21 protein-coding genes are annotated in these 21,249 nt (G+C 28.5%); 12 read left to right on the forward strand and 9 right to left on the reverse strand.

Features of this window, described 5'->3' with window-relative positions; translation table 11 throughout:
- Nucleotides 1-15: 15 nt before the first annotated feature.
- The 3 genes from tpiA to BFL38_RS12055 all read left to right on the forward strand — a co-directional run bounded on the left by tpiA (nucleotide 16) and on the right by BFL38_RS12055 (nucleotide 2,683).
- On the forward strand, nucleotides 16-777 hold the full coding sequence (gene tpiA / locus BFL38_RS12045) for a triose-phosphate isomerase (RefSeq protein WP_069727262.1): 762 nt from the start codon (nucleotides 16-18) through the stop codon (nucleotides 775-777).
- 210 nt (nucleotides 778-987) lie between these two features.
- Nucleotides 988-1,947 (forward strand): PdaC/SigV domain-containing protein, encoded by a 960-nt coding sequence (locus BFL38_RS12050; protein ID WP_256097265.1) that lies wholly within the window; start codon nucleotides 988-990, stop codon nucleotides 1,945-1,947.
- A 34-nt stretch (nucleotides 1,948-1,981) separates the two neighbouring features.
- On the forward strand, nucleotides 1,982-2,683 hold the full coding sequence (locus BFL38_RS12055; RefSeq protein WP_069727263.1) for an endonuclease III domain-containing protein: 702 nt from the start codon (nucleotides 1,982-1,984) through the stop codon (nucleotides 2,681-2,683).
- Between the two features lie 5 nt (nucleotides 2,684-2,688).
- Here BFL38_RS12055 and BFL38_RS12060 read toward each other — a convergent pair whose 3' ends face one another.
- A complete protein-coding gene (locus tag BFL38_RS12060; RefSeq protein WP_069727264.1) occupies nucleotides 2,689-3,618 on the reverse strand; it encodes a DMT family transporter in 930 nt (309 codons plus the stop codon).
- A gap of 14 nt (nucleotides 3,619-3,632) precedes the next feature.
- Entirely contained in the window at nucleotides 3,633-3,782 is a 150-nt protein-coding gene (locus tag BFL38_RS15205; RefSeq protein WP_008722663.1) for a hypothetical protein, read from the reverse strand.
- Between the two features lie 178 nt (nucleotides 3,783-3,960).
- On the opposite strand from BFL38_RS15205, the gene BFL38_RS12065 reads away from it, so the two are divergent.
- Nucleotides 3,961-4,353 carry a rhodanese-like domain-containing protein gene (locus BFL38_RS12065; protein WP_069727265.1) on the forward strand — a complete coding sequence of 131 codons (393 nt, stop codon included), beginning with the start codon at nucleotides 3,961-3,963 and terminating at the stop codon, nucleotides 4,351-4,353.
- A 92-nt stretch (nucleotides 4,354-4,445) separates the two neighbouring features.
- On the opposite strand, the gene BFL38_RS12070 is transcribed toward BFL38_RS12065, so the two are convergent.
- Together BFL38_RS12070 and BFL38_RS12075 are read right to left on the reverse strand one after the other, a co-directional pair.
- Complete coding sequence (locus BFL38_RS12070; protein WP_069727266.1) at nucleotides 4,446-4,817, reverse strand: STAS domain-containing protein; 372 nt, start codon at nucleotides 4,815-4,817, stop codon at nucleotides 4,446-4,448.
- A gap of 27 nt (nucleotides 4,818-4,844) precedes the next feature.
- Nucleotides 4,845-5,081, reverse strand: coding sequence for a DUF3467 domain-containing protein (locus BFL38_RS12075; protein WP_069727267.1), 237 nt, complete (start codon nucleotides 5,079-5,081; stop codon nucleotides 4,845-4,847).
- Between the two features lie 321 nt (nucleotides 5,082-5,402).
- On the opposite strand from BFL38_RS12075, the gene BFL38_RS12080 reads away from it, so the two are divergent.
- The 7 genes from BFL38_RS12080 (at nucleotide 5,403) to BFL38_RS12110 (ending at nucleotide 14,381) form a co-directional block, all read left to right on the forward strand.
- Entirely contained in the window at nucleotides 5,403-6,125 is a 723-nt protein-coding gene (locus BFL38_RS12080) for a LolA family protein (protein WP_069727268.1), read from the forward strand.
- A gap of 14 nt (nucleotides 6,126-6,139) precedes the next feature.
- Complete coding sequence (locus tag BFL38_RS12085) at nucleotides 6,140-7,516, forward strand: helix-turn-helix domain-containing protein (protein WP_069727269.1); 1,377 nt, start codon at nucleotides 6,140-6,142, stop codon at nucleotides 7,514-7,516.
- 67 nt (nucleotides 7,517-7,583) lie between these two features.
- The gene (gene rimO, locus BFL38_RS12090; RefSeq protein ID WP_069727270.1) at nucleotides 7,584-8,906 is read left to right on the forward strand and encodes a 30S ribosomal protein S12 methylthiotransferase RimO; all 1,323 of its coding nucleotides are present in this window, start codon (nucleotides 7,584-7,586) and stop codon (nucleotides 8,904-8,906) included.
- 17 nt (nucleotides 8,907-8,923) lie between these two features.
- Nucleotides 8,924-10,762 carry an ATP-dependent Clp protease ATP-binding subunit ClpX gene (clpX, locus tag BFL38_RS12095; RefSeq protein WP_069727271.1) on the forward strand — a complete coding sequence of 613 codons (1,839 nt, stop codon included), beginning with the start codon at nucleotides 8,924-8,926 and terminating at the stop codon, nucleotides 10,760-10,762.
- A gap of 82 nt (nucleotides 10,763-10,844) precedes the next feature.
- Complete coding sequence (locus BFL38_RS12100; protein WP_008722679.1) at nucleotides 10,845-11,417, forward strand: RNA polymerase sigma factor; 573 nt, start codon at nucleotides 10,845-10,847, stop codon at nucleotides 11,415-11,417.
- Nucleotides 11,414-11,743 (forward strand): hypothetical protein, encoded by a 330-nt coding sequence (locus tag BFL38_RS12105; protein WP_069727272.1) that lies wholly within the window; start codon nucleotides 11,414-11,416, stop codon nucleotides 11,741-11,743. The genes BFL38_RS12100 and BFL38_RS12105 overlap by 4 nt, the downstream gene beginning before the upstream one ends.
- Before the next feature lie 151 nt (nucleotides 11,744-11,894).
- Nucleotides 11,895-14,381 carry an ATP-dependent Clp protease ATP-binding subunit gene (locus BFL38_RS12110; protein ID WP_069727273.1) on the forward strand — a complete coding sequence of 829 codons (2,487 nt, stop codon included), beginning with the start codon at nucleotides 11,895-11,897 and terminating at the stop codon, nucleotides 14,379-14,381.
- Nucleotides 14,382-14,457: 76 nt separating this feature from the next.
- Here the strand turns inward: BFL38_RS12110 and BFL38_RS12115 are convergent, their stop codons facing one another.
- From BFL38_RS12115 to BFL38_RS12135, 5 genes are all read right to left on the reverse strand, one after another.
- A complete protein-coding gene (locus tag BFL38_RS12115; RefSeq protein WP_069727274.1) occupies nucleotides 14,458-15,024 on the reverse strand; it encodes a DNA/RNA non-specific endonuclease in 567 nt (188 codons plus the stop codon).
- Nucleotides 15,025-15,244: 220 nt separating this feature from the next.
- Nucleotides 15,245-17,110 (reverse strand): LysM peptidoglycan-binding domain-containing protein, encoded by a 1,866-nt coding sequence (locus BFL38_RS12120; RefSeq protein ID WP_069727275.1) that lies wholly within the window; start codon nucleotides 17,108-17,110, stop codon nucleotides 15,245-15,247.
- A gap of 21 nt (nucleotides 17,111-17,131) precedes the next feature.
- On the reverse strand, nucleotides 17,132-17,746 hold the full coding sequence (locus BFL38_RS12125; protein ID WP_069727276.1) for a hypothetical protein: 615 nt from the start codon (nucleotides 17,744-17,746) through the stop codon (nucleotides 17,132-17,134).
- Nucleotides 17,747-18,010: 264 nt separating this feature from the next.
- On the reverse strand, nucleotides 18,011-19,435 hold the full coding sequence (gltA, locus tag BFL38_RS12130; RefSeq protein WP_069727277.1) for an NADPH-dependent glutamate synthase: 1,425 nt from the start codon (nucleotides 19,433-19,435) through the stop codon (nucleotides 18,011-18,013).
- A gap of 242 nt (nucleotides 19,436-19,677) precedes the next feature.
- On the reverse strand, nucleotides 19,678-20,592 hold the full coding sequence (locus BFL38_RS12135; RefSeq protein ID WP_069727278.1) for a dihydrodipicolinate synthase family protein: 915 nt from the start codon (nucleotides 20,590-20,592) through the stop codon (nucleotides 19,678-19,680).
- Nucleotides 20,593-21,036: 444 nt separating this feature from the next.
- Here BFL38_RS12135 and rpmB point away from each other — a divergent pair, with 444 nt between their 5' ends.
- Nucleotides 21,037-21,228, forward strand: a complete 192-nt coding sequence (rpmB, locus tag BFL38_RS12140) for a 50S ribosomal protein L28 (protein ID WP_008727936.1) — start codon at nucleotides 21,037-21,039, stop codon at nucleotides 21,226-21,228.
- The last annotated feature ends 21 nt before the right edge of the window (nucleotides 21,229-21,249 follow it).

The following is a 21,249-nucleotide window of genomic DNA, read 5'->3' on the forward strand; positions in this document are numbered from 1 at the left end:
TTTAGGAGAAATAAAATGGCTAGAAAAAAACTTATTGCCGGTAATTGGAAAATGAATAATTCCAATAAAGAAGCTTTAGAATTAGTTAATAGTTTGAAAGGTTTAGTTAAAGATGTTAAAGACAGAGATATTATGATAGCTCCTACATTCACTTGTCTAAGCGATGTTCATAATGCTATTAAAGGAACTAATATAAAATTAGGTGCTCAGAATTTATATTTTGAGGAAAAGGGTGCTTTTACAGGACAGATTTCTGCTGACATGCTTTTGGCTGTAGGATGTGAGTATGTTATCATAGGACACTCTGAATGCCGTGATATATTCGGTGAAAAAGATGAACTTATAAACAAAAAGGTAAAAAGAGCTTTAGATAAGAATCTTATACCTGTTTTATGTGTAGGCGAGCATTTAGAAGAAAGAGAAAAAGGAATTACTTCTGATATAGTAAGCAATCAAACTAAAGAAGCTTTCAAAGGTTTAAGTGAGGCAGAAGCTAAAAAAGTTGTTATAGCTTATGAACCTGTTTGGGCTATTGGTACAGGTAAAACTGCTACTCCTCAGGATGCAGATGATGTTCATAAAACTATTAGAGAAACTTTGAAATCTCTTTATAATGATTCTGTTGCTGAAGGTATGATTATACTTTATGGCGGAAGTGTTAATGAAAAGAATGCTGATGATTTGCTTAATATGCCTAATATAGATGGTGCTTTAGTAGGCGGTGCTTCTTTGGTTGCTGATAAATTTGCTAGAATAGTTAATTATATAGCTAAGTAAATTTAATTATTATATTGTATTTTAAGGGCAATGCTTTTTTAGTATTGCCCTTGTTTTATTTTGCAAAAAATATATAATATCTCATTATTAAATAATTTAAAAGAGCATAATAATTTGAAGATATTTAAATTGTTTTATATATTATTATTTGTTTTCTATTCAAATATTTTATTTTCTCAGCAGCCGCAAATTTCGCTTGTGAAGTTTTATATGTGCGATGGAAACATTGGGAATTCTAAAATATCTATGTATTTAAATATAATTGATGGAACTAATGTTTTGGGACAATATTATTATAAAAATATAAATCAATTTATAGATATAGAAGGGCATATTAATGAAAATAAATTATATATTGAGGAGAAAGTCAATAATCGTATAACAGGATATTTTAATGGAATAGTTTCTAATGATTTATTTTTTTCAGGGGAATGGACATCTCAAGATGGAGAAAATAAATATGATTTTTCATTTTATATGAATAAATCTTATCCTATAAATACTCTTGATATTATCAGTTTAGATTTGGAAGTTACATTAGATGACGGCAGAAAATTTGAATCGAGTAAAGATGCTGTAATAATAAAAAATGCAAAAAATCTTAATAATTTAGATAGAATTTCTTTAGATGTTGATGGAGTAAAATCTTTAAATACGAATAGAATAGCATTTATGCTTAATAATTCTATTATTGATGAATATAATGTGTGGAAAAAATCTGAAGAAAATAATGAGGATTTTCAATTAATAAAAGAAATAAATGTTTCTTATTTAGATGAGAATATAATATCATTTACTATATATAATTATTCTTATACGGGCGGAATTCATGGAATATATAATGCGGTGCCTGCTATATATTTAATTTCAACAGGTGAAAGAATAGGTTTGAATTTATCAGAGTTAATAGAAAATAAAAATGATAGGGAATTAGTTAATTTGATGAGAAGTAAATTACTCAGGAATTTTACAGAAAAAGATTTTTTTGATTTTTATTCTATTGAACTTAGTGATATTTATGATGTAACTCCATCTGGTATAACATTTATATGGCCTTTATATAAGATTGCCGATTATGCTCATGGTATTATAGAAATTGAGTTTACATATTTAGAGCTTAAGCCTTTTATAAAAAAAGATTCTAAATTTTGGTATTTGTTTAATAAATAGTTTATTGTTTTATATTCTATAGAGGACATATTTTATGAATGATAATGATATTCACCCAATAATGAAAGAGCTTACAAAAGTTACTAAAGAAATGCCTATGCCTGTTGTAACCGAAATAAAAATAATAACAAACAGAGATGCATATAAAATTTTAATATCTACAATGCTTTCACTTAGGACAAAAGATCCTACAACTAGAGATGCTTCTATGAGATTATTTGAAAAAGCTGGAAATCCTAAAGACATGCTGAAACTTACAGAAGAAGAAATAGAAAAACTTATATATCCTGTTGGTTTTTATAAAGTAAAGGCTAAAAATATATTGGAAGTATCTAAAATGATAATAGATGATTATAACGGACAGGTGCCTGATGAAATAGATGAACTTTTGAAGCTTAAAGGTGTTGGAAGAAAAGTTGCAAATTTGGTAGTAACTGAAGCATTTGATAAAGACGGTATATGTGTAGATACTCATGTTCATAGAATATCAAACAGATTCGGATATGTTAATACAAAAACTCCTGAAGAAACAGAGTTTGCTTTGAGAGATAAACTTCCTAAAGAGTATTGGAGGATTTATAATGATACTTTGGTTGTTTACGGACAGAATTTATGCAAGCCCATTTCTCCGTTATGCTCAAAATGTACAGTATCTCAGTATTGCGATTATTTTAAAAATGAATATAAAGAGCATAAAGAGAAAAATAAGGAAAAAAAATCTAATAAGAAAAAATAAATATATTATTTATTGTTTATTATCTTTTTTGTATTTATTTTATTCATTTTTTTGAATGAAATATTAGCCTGCGATATTATAACGCCTAATAATATAAAAACTATTCCTATTACAGCAAATACAGTTATATTTTCATCTAAAATGATTTTTGAAGCTATTAAAGTTATTATTGGTATGAAGTATATATATGTATTAGTTTTTACAGCACCTAATATTTTTATGGAATAAGCCCAAGTTATAAAACATAAAGTGCATGCTATAAAAGATAAAAATAAAAGATTGATTAAGTTTATAGGTTTTAAATAATCATTCATATTTACATCAAAGCCCATAAATAACATTGCAGGCAGCATAAATATTATTCCATACATAAAAGTTTTTTTAGTTATTAAAACAGAATTATATCCCAAATCTGCAATTTTTTTTACTAATACAGAATATATTCCCCACATAACAGCAGCTAATACGGCAAACATATCGCCTATAGGATTTATTTTTAATATAAACTTTCCATTGAATGCTATTACAAATATACCGATTATAGCAAATATGAATCCTATAAAGAAATTAATTTTTAATTTTTCTTTTAAAAATACTGATGCGAATATTCCTGTAAATAATGGTCCTATAGCAACCAAAATACCGACATTTGATGCCAAAGAATAGTTTAATGCTATATTTTCAAATAAATAATAAAGTGTTATTCCGCTTAATCCTGTAAGAGCAAATAATATTTCTTCTTTCTTTGTATGTATTCTATTATTCTTGCGGTATATTATTAAGAGTAAAGCAAATCCTAATAAAAACCTGCTGAAAAGTATTTCTATAGGAGAGAAATCTCTTAATAATATTTTTGTAGAAATAAAAGTAATACCCCACATTAATACACTGAAAAATGTGCATAAGTATGCTTTAATATTTTGATTGATAAACATTGTGTTTCTTCCAACTATTTAGAAGAATCTCTTATAATATTTTTTATATATTCATCATCTTCTATGACTTTTATAGAATTTTTATTATCTGTTTCTTTTTTATCAGAACAAGATAATAATAATAACATCATTAAAATTAATAAACAATATATCTTTTTCATCATTATGTTATCCGCAAATAAATTATAATATATTATATAAACAGCATATTATATAAACAATATAGTCATTAAAAATATAAAAAATAATTACTTTATCGATAAAATTGTTTGACAAAATGTTTAAATATAATATTATTGTCATTAACATAATATCGGAATAATTTTAAAGGAACTATTGAATATGAAAAAAATTTCATTATATTTTATTATTTCAGTATCATTATTATTTGTATTTTCATGCTCTAAAAAACCTTATGATAATATCAATTTAAAAAAAGCATTAGATTTGATGACTAAATCAACTAATTTAGTTTTATTAGATGTTAGAACAGCAGAAGAATATATGGGAGGAAGTGCCCCTAATTCTATTAATATTGATGTTCTCAATACAGATTTCAAAAGTAAAATAGATCTTTTAGATAAAAATAAAGAATATATAGTATACTGCAGAAGCGGAAACAGATCTGCTATAGCTTCAAGTATAATGGCTACCAATGGGTTTTTACATGTTTATAATTTGCAAAATGTAAGTTATGCAGATTTTGTAAATGCCATATTAACAAATCAAAATTAATTTTTTAACATATTAATTTATAAATAATCAAGAATAATCAGTAATAAGCATGGAAATTAAACTCCATGCTTATTTTTATTGTATTATATGCATTATGATGCTTTTATTTCTTTTATAGCTTTTTGTATATCATCGTATATTTTTACTTTTTTATGTGCCTCCAATGATTTTAAAGACCATTTTGAATATTCATTTAAACCTGTTAATATTAAATTTCCTCCTCTAAATTCCAATACTTTTTGAGCTTCAAGCATTAAATATATAGCATTGGATATTATGTATTTAGTGTTATGTGCAAAATGTATGATTATATTTTTTGTGTAATTTTCTAAAAGTCTATTTAGTATATTATAAAGTTCATTGTATATGCTTAAATTAATATCTTTATCTATTATTAGTATTATATTTTTATCATCATTTATATAGTATTCTTTTATACTATTTTTTCTAATATTTTTTTCCATAAATTTACTCCTTTTTATTAATTGATTTTATATTAGATTTCCCCCTTCTCTAAATTTATCAACTTTTTCTTTTAATGTATCATAGAGCCTCAGAAAACTAGGCAAAGATAAATATACAGCAGTGTCAACATCTACAGTATTTTCTTTTCTCATTTCATTTCCAAGCAGAAGTACAATTTCTTCATCATTTTGTATTATGGCACTTCTATTACTGTATATGCTTCTTGATTTTTTCATATTGTATTTTGTATTATTTATTTTCATATTACCTCCTTTTATGATTTATCTATATCATCACAATGTTGTTGTTAATTTTATATTTATATATTTAAATATACTTTATATTTTAAATAAGTCATTAATATGATGTAATATATAGTTCCTATAAATATTAAAAAGTATATATATTATAAAAAAAACCGAAATTTATACGCATTTTTTACAAAAAACGAGTATGAATTTATTCGTTTCAAATAAAAAAATAAAAAAAATAAAATACTTGTTTTTTATACATTTTTATTATATCATATAATATTAGTAAAAAATTGAGTTCAAGTTTAATATTTAAGGAAAGAAAAATAATTTATGAAAAAAATTGTATTGTTTATTATATTGCTAAGTATTCAAGCCCATTCTCAAATAATGACTCCCGAAAAAGTTGTTAGTATGATATCTAATAGATTTTCTGCTATTAAAGGTTTTTCAGCTAATTTTGTAGAGAGAAATGGTGAAAGAGTTTCTTACGGAGATGTTATAACTAAAAATCCTAATTTATTTAGAATGCAATACTCAAGCGGGGGAAATGGACAGTCTATATACTGCAATGGGGAAACTCTATGGATAATATTTCCTAGAAATAATGTTGTTGCAGAGCAGAAATTAAATTATGGTGATTCAGGTGCTATATATACTCCCGAAGGAATTATGAGACTTACTACTAAATTTAATATAGATTTTTATAATGAAAGGGGACTTGTATCTGTAAATAGCTTTAACGATTCTGAATTGGGAATAGCTAAGTATAATAGTTCTTATGCAGCAAATGATAATAGAAAGGCCTATCATATGCTATTAACTTCAAAACAAGCTAGCGTAGACAGAACAGGTTTTACTAAAATACATTTATGGGTAGATAATACAGGTATGATTATAAGAATATTGGGAATAACAACTACAAATGTTCCGGTTGAGTATTTATTTACATCTATTAGATATAACCCAAATTATGAAGATAATAACAAGGATTTTGAACCAGAGATATCAGAAAATATGCAGGTTCTTAAAGATGGTTTAGTACCTAACAATTAATTTTAAGGATTTATATGGAAACTATAGGTCAAATATTAAAAAATGCTAGAGAAAAGAAAGGGCTTACAATAGAAGAACTTGAGGCTACTACTCATATAGTTGCAAGATTTATAAAGGCTTTAGAGAATGAAGAATTTGATGTTCTTCCGGGAGAGATATATGTAAAAGGATTCATAAAGAATTTAAGTGATAAATTATCATTAGATGCTGATATGGTTCTTGAAAGATATAATCTGCAGAAAAACGGCATTAAGTCTGAACAAGATTTATTAAAAGGTAATAAGGGAATAAAAAATATTAAAAAAAATAAAGAGCCTTTTAAAGAAATCAAAGACAATAAAGATGTTAAAGATACTAAAGAACAGGAAACTAATAAAGAAACCGTAAAAGATACTAATACAAAAGAATCTCTTAAAGATGTTATCAATACTGAGAAGCATGAAGAGAAAACTATAAAAGAAACAAATAAGAAAAATAAAAATAATAATGCCAATAACCGTGCCGAAACAGATTTGATTTTTATGGCAAGGAGAGATTTATATAAATTAAGGAATAAGGATAAATCTATAGTACCTACAATAATTGTTGTACTTGCGGTTATTGTTGTTATAGCCGTTATAGTTCTTAATTGGAAGAATATAACAGGATTTATATTTCCTTCAAACAATAAGAGACAAAATAGGAATGAAGTTGAGATATCAAAGAATATAGTTGATAGTAAGGCTAAGCAAAGTGTAAAGTCTGGGGATATTATATACTTTAAGCCTCTTGGAATATCAGCTACAATTAAGTTTAATAGCATAGGAAATGTTCTTCATATAAATATTAATGGACAGGACTTATCTTTCTCTAAAAGCAGTCCTATAATATTGGATTTGAACGGTAATGGAATAAATGATTTTAAGATAAGTGTTATAGAAGTTTATGATAATTCTGCTACTGTAGAAATGGAAAAACTTGAAGAAAATCAAATGGTTAATACAGGTTATACAACTGATATTGAAACAGCTGCTGCTTTAAATAGCACTAATTATAATAACACAGTGTCTACAAATTTACTTGTAATAAATGGAGAAACTTATATAGAACAGGATACTGAGAAAGTAGATATTAGAATAGAGATAACTGCTAAGCATTTTGTATATATAAGATATTTTATAGATTCAAACAGACCGGCAACTACTAACCTTTTAAGCGGTAAAACATTGTATTTAGAGGCTAAAGATGTTGTTATGCTTACTATAGGTAATGCTGGAGAGGTTGTAGTTAAAGTTAATGGGAAAATTATTAATGTAGGAGCTGCTGGGGAAACTGTTAATAAGACTATAAAATGGGTTAAGAATTTGAATGACTCTACTAGATATAATCTTATTATGTCAGATACTAAATAATTATTTATTTTTTATCTGAATATTTTCGGCAGACTATCATATTTAAAATTAAAAAAGGAAATTTAATTTGCAGAATATATATTTACATAGTTTAGGATGCGAGAAGAATACTGTTGATGGAGAGCATATATTAGCCATATTACAGAAAAAAGGCTTTAATATTACTAATAATCCGGAAGATGCAGATATAATAGTTATAAATACTTGTGCTTTTATAGAGGATTCAAAGAAAGAGTCCATTGATGCTATATTTGATCATTCTATGTATAAAAAATACGGAAAATGTAAGAGATTAATAGTATCAGGCTGTATGAGTGAAAGATATAAAGAAAATTTTCTTGAGATGTTCAAGGAAGTTGATTCTGCTATAGGTATATATGATTTGGAGAATATATTAAAAGCTGTAGAAGAAGATGGTTTTCATGATGCCAAAGAAAATACTGAATATAAAGAGTATGGTGATAGAGTAAATACAGGCACTAAATATAGTGTTTATATAAGAATAAGCGACGGATGTCATGCCAATTGCAGTTTTTGTGCTATACCTGGAATCAGAGGAGATCATAGAAGCAGAAGAATTGAAGATATAGTAAAAGAAGCTGAAAATTATGCTGAAAACGGAGCTAAAGAAATTAATTTAATAGCTCAGGAAACAACTTTTTACGGATATGATATATATAATAGATTAGCCTTACCGGATTTACTTAAAGCTCTTTCAAAAGTTGAAGGCATTAAGTGGATAAGAGTGCTTTATCAGAATCCTGTTGTTTTGAATGATGAGATAATAGAATCTTTTTTTACTACGGATAAAGTTGTTCCTTATTTTGATATACCTTTGCAGCATGTGGACAAAAATATATTAAAAGATATGAACAGAGGCACAAGAAGCTATAAATTTTATAGGGAAATGATAGACAAAATAAGAAGCTATAATAATGATGCTGTTATAAGAACTTCTTTGATAGTTGGATTTCCAGGAGAAACTTCTGAATCATTTAAAAAGTTAATAAAGTTTGTAAGAAATGCTCAGATTGATAGGGTAGGAGTATTTACTTATTCCGAAGAGGAAAATACAAAGGCTCTTCTTATAAACAAGCCTAAAATGGGCAGAAATAGAAAATTAATGCTTAGAGAAAGACTTATGAGGGCAGCTATAGAAGTATCCGAAAAAAGATTGGAGAGATTTATAGGAAGGACTATAGATGTATTGATAGAAAAAAAAGAAGATGATAATAAATTTATAGGCAGAAGCATGTACGATGCTCCGGAAGTTGATGGATATGTTGAAGTTTATAATGAAAATACTAATAATAATATAAATATTGGCGATATAGTGCAGGTTGCCGTTACTCATAATACAGAATATGATTTAATAGGCAATGTTATTTAATTAGGAGATCTTTTGTTATGAAGAAAAAAAAGCAGGAAAATGAATCCAGCAGTATTGGAAAAGAAGAAAAAAAATCATCTTATGCTGATAAAGAAGATGCTTTCAGGGCATATTTTGAAATAGTTACTAAAATAGTTTATACATTGAATCTAATATCAGATAGAAATGATATGACTAGAAGACTTTCAAGCAATATTGACAGAGCTTTGGGTTATGATGATGAGATGATGTCCAATAATGAAAAAATGGTTAATAGCAGTAATGAAGTTGAAATACTTATAAATTCTCTTAATACAGATGTAAAAAAGATATACTCTTTTAAGAAGTATAATTTTAATATAGAAAGATTTATATCAGATAAGAATTTAGATTTAGATGAGAGATTTATTTTATATTCTGTATTAGTCTATACTATTTACGGTGATTCTATGTCTGCTATATCTGTTAGAAGAATATTAGAGCTTATCACATTAAATAATGATATATATATAAATAAGTATCATTATTTTGATAATAATAGCAAATTAATATCAAGCGGCATATTTAATCTATCACATGAACCTTATCCAAGCAGCGGTATACTTGAAGTAACAAATACATTAATAACATTTATAAATTCCAGAGTAATATTTGCGTTTTTAGAAAAAGATAGCTACAATGTTATAGAAAGTATAATCAGCAATGAAGAACTTCTAAAAAAATACTCATTAGAAAGTAAAATAGGCAGTAAAAGCAAATCTTCAAAGTCAGATATTTTAACTCCTAAAGAAATAGTTGCTCAGCTAGATAAAACGGTTATAGGTCAGGACGAAGCAAAAAAGGCACTTGCAGTACATGCATATTTGCATTGTTTGAGAATAAACGGCAATAAAGATATACCTTTCAGATCAAATATTCTTATGATAGGACCTACAGGAGTTGGTAAAACTTATTTAGTAAAGACATTGGCGGATATATTAGGACTTCCTTTCGCCCGTGCCGATGTAACTACACTCACAGAAACAGGATATGTCGGTGATGATGTAGAGGTTGTTCTTTATAATCTTTATAGAAAAGCTAACGGCGATTTGGAGCATGCTCAGCATGGCATAGTATTTTTAGATGAAGTTGACAAAATTGCAAAGGCTGATGCTCATCAATCTACTACAGGTAATCCTTCTGATAAGGCTGTACAGGAAGCACTTCTTTCTATGATGAATGGCGAGGATATAAGAGTTCCTGAATTCGGAGACAGGCGTATGATGCATTCGAGCGATGGAATACTTATGAATACTAAAAACATATTGTTTATATTCGGAGGTGCTTTTGTAGGGCTTGATGATATAATTAAGATGCGTTTGAAAGGAGAAAGCAGTTTGGGATTTGGCTCTAATGCTGTTATAAATAAACTGCAGAAAAATAGGATATTGAGTCAGGTTGATGTTAAAGATATAGAAAAATATGGTATGATACCTGAGTTTATAGGAAGAATTCCGATAATAGTAACATTAAATGATCTTACTAAAGAAAATTTGAAAGATATCTTGACAAAAACTTCGGAATCTCCTATTATTAAATATACTGAATTTTTTAAAAGTATAGGTAAGAAGCTAGTAGTAACTGCTGAAGCTATTAATTTTATAGTTGATAAGGCTTCCAGCATGAATATGGGTGCAAGATCTTTAAAAAGTATAGTTGAAACAGCGATGGTTAATATACTTTTTAATTTAGACGGAGTAAAAGGTAATACCTTAACTCTTACTAAATATGATATAGAAAATGCATTCAGTGAGAAGGAGTTTGTAACTTCAGGCAATGAAAATGACAAATTAGATAATTCCGGTAAGAATTTTTCTAAAGAATCTTTTATGGCTTGATTTTACTTTATTTTTGTTTATTTGTTATAAATAATGTATATATAATTATTTAAGAACAGGTAATATATTGGAGTTTGTAGAGATGATAGTAACTAAAGAAAAAGAATTATTAAAAGATTATGAATTAATAGAAGCACATAAGAAAGGTGATAGTGAAGCATTGGATATATTATTAACAAGATATAAAAATTACATATTTAATTTATCATATCGTTTTATGCATAATTATGAAGATGCTATGGATTTAACACAAGATGTATTAATACGCGTATACAAAGCAATAGACAGATATGAAGAACGCAATTATTTTAAAGGCTGGCTGTATCGTATAATAAGCAATACCGCTATTAATATGTATTCTAAGGCTTATAGGAGAGAATCTCCTTATTTAGAAAAATTAGAAATAGTTGATGATAAAAGGTATAATACAGAAAAAGAATATGAAAGAATATATCTTCAGGAAAAAATTTATAATGCTTCTACTAAATTAAAGGGAAAACAGAGAGATGTCTTTATATTGAGATATTATGAGAATTACTCATATAAAGAAATATCAGATATTTTGAATATATCAAGCGATTCAGCTAAGAGTAATTATTCTTATGCTCTTAAAAAAATGAAATCGCTCCTAGAAAAAGAAAGGACTCTTTTATGAAACTACATGACATGATGCAATTTAAAAGCAAAATCGAAAAGAAACGACATCATTTTGATTTGCCAAGTTTGCCTGATAGAGAATGGCAGTATATGCTTCAAAGGGCTAAGATGGAAAGTATGAAAAAAAATGAAGTTACTCCATTTTACGCTTTTATGAGTTCTGCTAGGCTTTCTATAGCACTATCTACAGTAATAGTCTTGGTATTAGCTTTATCTTTGTTTTATGGAAATCCTAGTAAGGAAGACTCCCATAATACTAATACTGCATCATCTCGTAAAACTAACATAAATGTTGTTAATGTGGCTAATAGTAGTTTTATTTAAAATTTAAAACCTATAATAGAAATTCTAAATTATACATTGGCATACCTTTATGTTAATGTATAATTTTGTTTTATTTATAATAGTATTTCTATTATATCCGATAATGACTAGTAAAATATTTTTTACATAAAATATAATACAGGATTATAATATGTTTCAATTTCATTTAACAAGCAAAGCAAAAAAGGTAATAGAATTATATGCTCAAGAGGAGGCTAAGAGATTAAATCATGATATGGTTACTCCTGAACATATACTTTTGGGGCTTCTGCATGAGTCAGAGGCTTTGGCTACTCGTGTGTTATTGAGATTGAAAATTGATTTAGACAGACTTAAATTAGAATTAGAATCAGCTATGGTAAAATCTTCAACTACAAAAGTATTTGGAACTTTGCCTACTGCTCCAAGAGTACAGAAACTTATAAGCAGATCTGCCGAAGAAGCTAGAGCTTTAAGTCATAATTATATAGGCACTGAACATTTACTGCTTGGTCTTTTAAGAGAGGAAAGCGGTACTGCTTATAATGTACTTACAAGTATGGGACTTGAGCTTACTATATTAAGACAAGAAATATTAAAAATGCTTGGTGTTGCCGGAAGTAATATGTCTTCTATGGAACAGACTAATCAGGAAGATAATGTTAAAAAGGTTAAAACTCCTACTTTGGATCAATTTGCACGCGATTTGACTAAAATGGCTAGAGATAAGGCTTTGGATAAAGTTATAGGAAGAGAAAATGAAGTAATGAGAGTTGTTCAGATTCTTTCAAGAAGAAAAAAGAATAATCCTATACTTTTGGGCGAACCGGGAGTTGGAAAAACTGCTATAGTTGAAGGGTTAGCAGAAAAAATAGTGGCTGGAGATGTACCTGATATACTTCTTAGAAAACGAGTATTAACTTTGGATTTGTCTTCTGTAGTTGCTGGTACAAAATATAGAGGTGAATTTGAAGAGAGAATAAAAAATATAGTTTTAGAAATTAAAAAAGCAAATAATATAATAATATTTATAGATGAGCTTCATACATTAATAGGAGCAGGCGGTGCTGAAGGTGCTTTAGATGCTGCTAATATGTTAAAACCTGCTCTTTCCCGCGGAGAAATACAGTGTATAGGGGCTACTACAATCAATGAATATAAAAAATATATAGAAAAAGACGGTGCTTTAGTTAGGAGATTTCAGCCTATCAATGTTGAAGAGCCTAGCGTAGAAGATACCATAGAAATTTTAAATGGAATAAAACCTAAATATGAGGAACATCATAAAGTAAAATATACCGATGAGGCTATTACTGCAGCTGCTGTATTGAGTAAAAGATATATATTTGAAAGACACTTGCCTGATAAAGCTATAGATTTAATAGATGAGGCAGGTTCAAGGGCAAGACTTCTTAATATGACAAGACCGCAGGAGTTTAAAGATTTAGAGAAGAAAATAGAAGAACTTAATCAAAATAAGAAAAATGCAGTTGATAATCAGAATTTTGAAGATGCTGCTAGAATAAGGGATGAGATTAGTTCTTTGCAGGAAGAGCTTTCAATTAAAGAAGAAAAATGGCGTGGAGAAAGAGAGAAAATAGAAACATTTATTGAAGAAGATGATATAAGACATGTTATATCTGAAATAACTAATATACCTATAAAAAGATTATTAAATTCAGAAAGCAAAAGACTTATAGGTATGGAAGAAGAACTTCATCAGAAAGTTGTAGGACAGAAAGAGGCCATATCTTCTATATCTAAAGCTATTAGAAGAAGCAGAGCAGGGCTTAAAACCTCAAAAAGACCGCTTGGAAGTTTTATTTTCTTGGGACCTACAGGCGTTGGTAAAACTGCTTTAGCTAAAGTTCTTTCAGAGTTTATGTTTGGAGATAGCGATGCTCTTATCAGAATAGATATGAGTGAGTTTATGGAAAAGTTTGCTGTTAGCAGACTTATAGGAGCTCCTCCTGGATATGTAGGTTATGAAGAGGGCGGCGGACTTACTGAAAAGGTGAGAAGAAAACCTTATTCTCTTATACTTTTTGATGAAATAGAAAAAGCTCACCCAGATGTTACTAATATACTTTTACAGGTACTTGAGGAAGGTCAGCTTACTGATAACTTTGGAAGGAAAGTTGATTTTTCAAATACTATTATAATTATAACAAGCAATTTGGGTGCTAGAGATATTGTTAAAGGAAGTTCTTTAGGATTTAATGCTGTTGGAAGCGAGAAAGATGCTAATGATATTAAAAATTTCGCTTTGGAAGAATTAAAACAGAATTTCAATCCGGAATTTTTAAATAGAATTGATGATATTATAGTATTCCATACTCTTAGCAAAGATGATTTGAAAGATATTATTAATATAATGCTTAAAGAGCTTAATGATGCTATTAAAGAGAGAAATATTGTTATTAATTTAAGCGAAGAGGCTAAGAATTATATCATAGATAAAGGATTCGACAAGAAGTATGGTGCTAGAAGTTTGAGAAGAGCTATACAGAAAGAGATAGAGGATTATGTGAGTACCGAAATATTGTTCGGTAATATAGAAGATGGTGATACTATTAATGTTGATGCTAATGATGGCTCTTTGATATTTTCTTATGACAAGTCAGTTAGGACAGAAAATAAGGAATTATCTAAAAGTTAGTTAACATACTCCTATAAATATTTGTGATGCTTCCAAAATTATTTTATGATTTTGGGGCGTCTTTTATTTATAGATATCAGTCATTTGTCAGCATTTTTTTTACCCTGTAATTCGTATAATCTTTTTCTACATTATAATCTATAATAATCAAATATGGTCTTGTATTAGTATATATATATTTTATATCTATAATAATATTATTTATTTTCTCTCCATTTATTATGCTTTCTCTCCATTCCATTTCTGTTTTTTTCATTTCTCCCATATTTAGATTTTTATTTATTGGTATAAGATTATCAATATTAGGAGAGCCTCCGAATTGTCTACCTATTATATGTCCTCCTTGATCCTTACCCTTTATACCATAAAGCTCTACAATTTTTCTTTGGGCATAACCATTTCTTTTGGCATTTGAAAGTATTAAATTCTTTTTTCTTATTACTTTATATATTCTTGATGAGCTGTCAGTGCTGTATATGGTATCATTTATATTATATTTTATATTAGGTTTTAGATATTCTATTCTGTTTATTTTTATAATATGCTCTTTATCATCTTCATTTTTTATATTATATACCTGATTAGTAGTTTGGCATGATATTATAAAAATTATAGATAGTATACTGCAAATATATGTTTTCATAATCTTAATTTTTATTATGATTATATTTTTTATTTATTTAGTTACAACCTTTTAAAAAAGGAGTTTTTAATTTTTTTATATGAAAATACATTTTATATGCGGTATTTATTTTAGGAAATATTGATTTTATAAGAATTATATGTGTTATGTATATATATATATTAATAAAAAAGCCATGTATGAATTAATCATACATGGCTTTTTTTAATAACTGCTATTTTTAATTATTTGTTTGAGCAGTATTTTCTTCTTGCTGAGTATTATTCTGATTATTTTGCTGCTGATTTCTTAATATCATAGCTTCATCATAAGTTATATATTCCATATTAGGATCATAAGTACCAGCTCTTTCTTCACCGTTCATACTAGGTATAGTTAATACCTGTCCAGGAAGTATCAAGTCTGGATTATTAGGATCTCTCAATACATTTCTATTAGCCTGATACAATCTATACCATTGTATAGGATCATTATATATGAATGAGTAACCAGCTATTCTCCATAAAGCATCAGTTAGAGGAGTTCTTTGTACTACAGTATAATACATAGGAAGTACAGTAACTTTTCCTTCAGTATTAACAGTTTGACCTGTAGTAGCATCTATGATTTGACCTGTTTCATTATTGTTATTGTCGGTATCAACTAAATCACCATCTACAGGTCTTTTTGGTCCCATTTCATATATAGCATTCATAGATCTGTTAGCTTCTTCCAATTTTTCTCTAGCTAAAGTATTGTCATTATTAGCTAAAGCATCTTCAGCATCTTTTATTATTTGAGAAAGGTTTTGATCTTCTTCGCTATTTGGGATTATATAACCTTCATCAATTAATTGCTGATATCTAGCTTTTATATCATCTAATTGTCTTTGATTTTCTTCTCTTGCTATAGCATTATCACGATTATTAACTAAGTCGTCCATAGCTTTAGAAGCTTCCAATGCTTTCTGACTAGCAGCAGCAGGATCAGTTTCTACGAGATTGTTAGCATCAGCTAAAAGGGTAGATATATTCTGATCAGTTTCATCACCTCTTGTTATAGTGCTGTCATTAACAAGACTGTCATATTTCTGCTGTGCATTAGCAATATCTTGTTTAGCTTTAGCAACGGCATCTGCCTGTTCTTTAGCAAGTGCTTCTTGTTCTGCTTTTTGTCTGGCTTCTTCTTCAGCTTTTCTTTTAGCTTCAGCTTCTGCCTTAGCCTTAGCTTCAGCCTCTGCTTTAACTTTTGCCTCAGCAGCAGCTTTTGCTTTAGCTTCTTCAGCTTTTCTCTTAGCTTCAGCCTCTGCTTTAGCTTTTGCCTCAGCAGCAGCTTTTGCTTTGGCTTCTGCCTCTGCTTTTGCTTTAGCAGCAGCTGCAGCTCTTTCAGCAGCAGCTTTTGCATCTGCTTCGGCTTTAGTGATGCCAGCAAGAGCAGCAGCAACATTTTGCTGAACACTTGCAAAATTATCAGATTTTAAAGCTTCATCAGCTTTAGTTAAAGCACCGGAAACTGTTTTGTCATTATTATCACCTGCTTTTATACTTTTACCTAAAGCAGCATTATATTTAGATCTAGCATCAGCTATTGATTTAGAAGCAGTATCTCTCTCTCTTCCTAAATAACCTTCTTTAACCGAATTAGCAGAAGATAATGCATTATTATAGTATTGTAAAACTGTATTAAAAGTATTAGAAGCAGTATTAAACTCTTCATCATTTTGTGCTACTGTATCAGGACCAGGTATGCTTCCTATATTAGCATTTCCTTCTTCAAAATATTTCACAGCTTCTTCATACTGAGCTTTGAATTGATTATCACTTGCAGCTCCCATTTGATTTATTTCAGTTATTGCATTATTAGCATCATTTTTAGTTTTATTGATTCTAGCATTCATAAGTCTGTAGAACAATGCCATAGAAGCTTTATCTATGCTTACAGATGCCTCTTGAGATTTATCATAAGACTGCTGATATTGACCTTGATTTTGAAGATCATCAGCTTCTTGAGTTATTCTAGCAGCATCTTCGTAAGTTTGTGCCGGTAAAACAGACCATGTGAAAGATAATAAAGCTATAGTAGCCATTATTTTTTTTATTTTCATCATTTACTCCTTATAAATTTAGTTCTATTCCTGTTCAAAGGCTTCTATTTCCTGCATCATTTTTTCTAATTGAGCTAAACGCTCTTTAACTAATTTCAAAGCCTCATCACTTCTATCAAATTGTTCTTTAGTTTTATTGTATAGATCTGTATAAGCTACTTTAGCTTGATAAAGTTTATCTACCATAACTCTGTAATCTTTAGTTTCAGCTTTATACATTGCATTAGCTTCCTGATATACTGTATCAGCTTTAGTAAATTCATCACTGTACATTACACTAGCTTTAATATCAATAGCGTTAGTTGCACTTTCATCAGTCTGTTTTTTTAGTATTTCAGAATATGGCGGTAAACCTTTGTCTAAAACCAAATTATAATTAGTCTCAGCAGTTAATAATAATTCTTTAGCTTTTTCTGCTTCATCTTCCTTTTCTTCTTTCATTATGATATCAGCTTCAGCATAGCCTTTTTCTGCTATATCAAAATCTTCCTGAGCAAATGTTTGTATCTCTGGATATTTGTTTACTACAGTATCTCTTAGAGCAGTTACTCTTTCATACTCCTTTACAGGCAAACCGCCGCATGAAATAAGCATAAAAGCTATTAAGGTGATAAAACCTATTTTCAACTTCAATTTCATAATCAGATTAATCCTCCAGTATTTATAAAATATATTTTATGGCTTTCAATTAAGTAAAACCATAATTATTAAAATAAGAAAAAAAAATAATTGCATTTTATGAAAAAAAATGCAATTATGTTAACTATGTTATTATTAACGGTATAAAAGTCAATAGCTTTTGTAATTTTTTACTTATTTTACATATTAGATTATTTATTTTTTTGACAAAAAAAGAGACTCTTTTAAAAAGTCTCTTTTTATAGAAATATTTATAAAGAAATATTATTTATTCGATAAATATTTATCTATTCCGGCAGCAGCTTTTTTACCATCGCCAATAGCTAAAATAACAGTAGCAGCACCTCTTGCCGCATCTCCTCCAGCAAATACCCCTTCTATAGAAGTAGCACCTGTTTCTTCATCTATAACATAAGTTCCTTTTTTAGTAGTTTGTAATTCAGGCACTTTTCTAGCTATAAGAGGGTTAGGAGTAGTACCTATAGCAATTACAATAGCATCAACTTCTATATCTTCAGTTTGACCTTCAACAGGAATTGGTTTTCTTCTTCCGTCTGCATCAGGCTCTCCAAGTTCCATAACTTGAGTTCTAACTGCTATAACATTATCATTTTCATCGCCTAATATTTCTAAAGGTGCTCTTAAAAATCTAAAATCAACACCTTCTTCCATAGCATGGTGAATTTCTTCTAATCTTGCAGGAAGTTCTTTCTCAGTTCTTCTGTATATTATGTATACTTTTTCTGCACCTAATCTTACAGCAGTTCTGCAGGCATCCATAGCAACATTACCGCCTCCCAATACAGCTACTCTTTTATGTCTTATAACAGGAGTATCTACTTCAGGGAATTTATAAGCTCCCATTAAATTAACTCTTGTTAAATACTCATTAGCAGAATAAACACCGCAGAAATGTTCGCCAGGCACATTTAAAAAAGCAGGAAGTCCCGCACCTGTTCCTAAGAATATGGCATCATATTCTTTTCTTAATTCATTAAAATCTAAAGAAATACCTGCAACTTCATTAATTTTAAATTTTACACCATCTTTTTTAAGATTTTCTACTTCATGAGCTACTAATTCTTTTGGAAGACGAAACTCTGGAATACCGTACATTAATACGCCACCTATAGTATGCAAAGCCTCCAATACTGTAACATCATACCCTAATTTTATTAAATCTCCCGCACAAGCTAAACCTGCAGGACCTGCTCCGACTATACATACTTTTTTACCGTTTTTTTCTACTTTTAAATCTTCATGCTGAGCATGTTTTCTTTCATAGTCAGCTACAAACATTTCTAGTTTACCAATAGCAACAGGTTCTAAGTTTTTACCAGTAGCTTTATCTTTAGCATTACCTACAACACATCTTTCTTCGCATTGTTCTTCCTGAGGGCATACTCTTCCGCATGCAGCAGGCAAAGCATTAGTTTCTTTTATTTTTTTGGCCGCTTCTAAAAACTTTCTTTCCGCTATAAGTCCTATAAATTCAGGAATTTTTACCTTAGCAGGACAGCCTTCCATACAATGAGGAACTTTACAGTCCAAACATCTTAAAGATTCCTGATATGCCTGTTCCTCAGTATATCCTAGAGGAACCTCTTTAAAATCTTTACTTCTTTCTTCCGGACTTCTAGTAGGCATTTCCTGTCTAGGTATTTCTCCTAATTTTGATCTTGGTGGCATATATGTATCTCCTATTTTAGGTATTTTTTATTTTGGCTTTTTTATTATTGCCAAAGATTATACTATAATTTTAAATATAATCAATGCTAATATTATTTTTTTATTTTGAAGTTTTTTATTATTAGATTAATATACCTAATATAAATGAATATTATTATATGCTGTAATAAAATAAAAAACCGATCATTTAATTTAATGTGAATAAAAATGACCGGTTTTATATAAAAATTATACAAAAATAATTATTTTATACTGTTTATAGCATCATCTATCATTTTTGCACAATTTTCTATTTTCTTTTTATCTTCATCTATTATATTGCTTAATGGTTTTCTTACTCCGCCTAATTCTAAACCTTTTAATTTAAGAATAGCTTTCATTACGGCATACAAATTACCATGACATTCGCACATAGCATATATGATTCTATCTATTTTATACTGTATATCTCTTGCTTTTTCAAACTGACATTTATTAACAGCATCATTAGCAGCTAAGAATAATTCAGGCATTACGGCATAAGTACCGCCTATTCCTGCATCAGCACCTATTAATCTTCCTGCTACGAATTGTTCATCCGGTCCGTTAAATATGATGCTGTCATCGCCGCCTGCATCTTTAAACATTTGAATATCCTGTACAGGCATAGATGAGTTTTTTACACCTATAACTCTTGGGTTCTCTCTCATTTTTTTATAAAGATTAACATTTAAAGCAACACCTGCAAGCTGAGGTATATTATATATAATAAAATCTGTATTAGGTGCAGCAGCACTTATATCATTCCAATATTCTGCTATAGAGTAGTCAGGGAGGTGGAAATATATAGGAGGAATAGAAGCTATAGCATCTACGCCCAATTTTTCAGCATGAGCTGCTAATTCGGCACTATCTGCAGTATTATTGCAGCCTACATGTGCTATGATAGTGATTTTACCTTTTGCTGCTTCCATAACATTTTCTAATACTAATTTTCTTTCTTCTTTACTATGGTAAATACATTCACCTGAAGAACCGCCTACATATAAACCATTTACACCTTTGTCTATTAAATACTGTGTAAATTTTTTAACTCTTTCAGGGCTTATTTCTCCTTTTTCATCATAACAAGCATAAAAGGCAGGAATAATTCCTTTGTACTTATCTAAGTTTCTCATGTTTTCTCTCCTATATTTTATTTTTTATTAAAATTTATCTTAATTTTTTTATTCATCAAAAATATATTAAATAATTTTAATTAAACCTTAGATTAACTTTTGCAACCGTGTGCATTATTTATATTATACATCATTAATAGTTTTTTTGTAAACTAATTTCATAAAAAAAATAGTAATATACTATGAAATTATCATAATTTTTATGAAAGGTATGAATTGTTTTATAAAATTGTTTTTATATAATTTTTTATATAATATTATTTAAATATTAAAAGCTAAGAAATAAGACAATCCATCAGCTAAATAAATTTATTTGATGATTATAAGCATAACATATAATAATAAAAAATAATTTTAATAAATCATTGACTAAAATCATTTTTTAATATATAATCACTGCATTATAATTGTAAACTAAATAATATTATTTTTTTGGAGGAAAAAATGGCAAGAGTATGTGAAATATGCGGTAAAGGTAAGCAAAATGGTCATAGTGTAAGCCATTCTAATATAAAGACTAAACGCTCTTTTAATGCTAACTTACAAAATGTAAAAATAGAAGTAAATGGTTCTGTAAAAAAAGCTTTAGTTTGTACTAAATGTATTAAAGGCAATAAAATTTCTAAAGCTAAATAATAATATTATTATTCCTTATAA

The sequence above is a fragment of the Brachyspira hampsonii genome, from assembly GCF_001746205.1.
Lineage (GTDB): Bacteria > Spirochaetota > Brachyspiria > Brachyspirales > Brachyspiraceae > Brachyspira > Brachyspira hampsonii_B.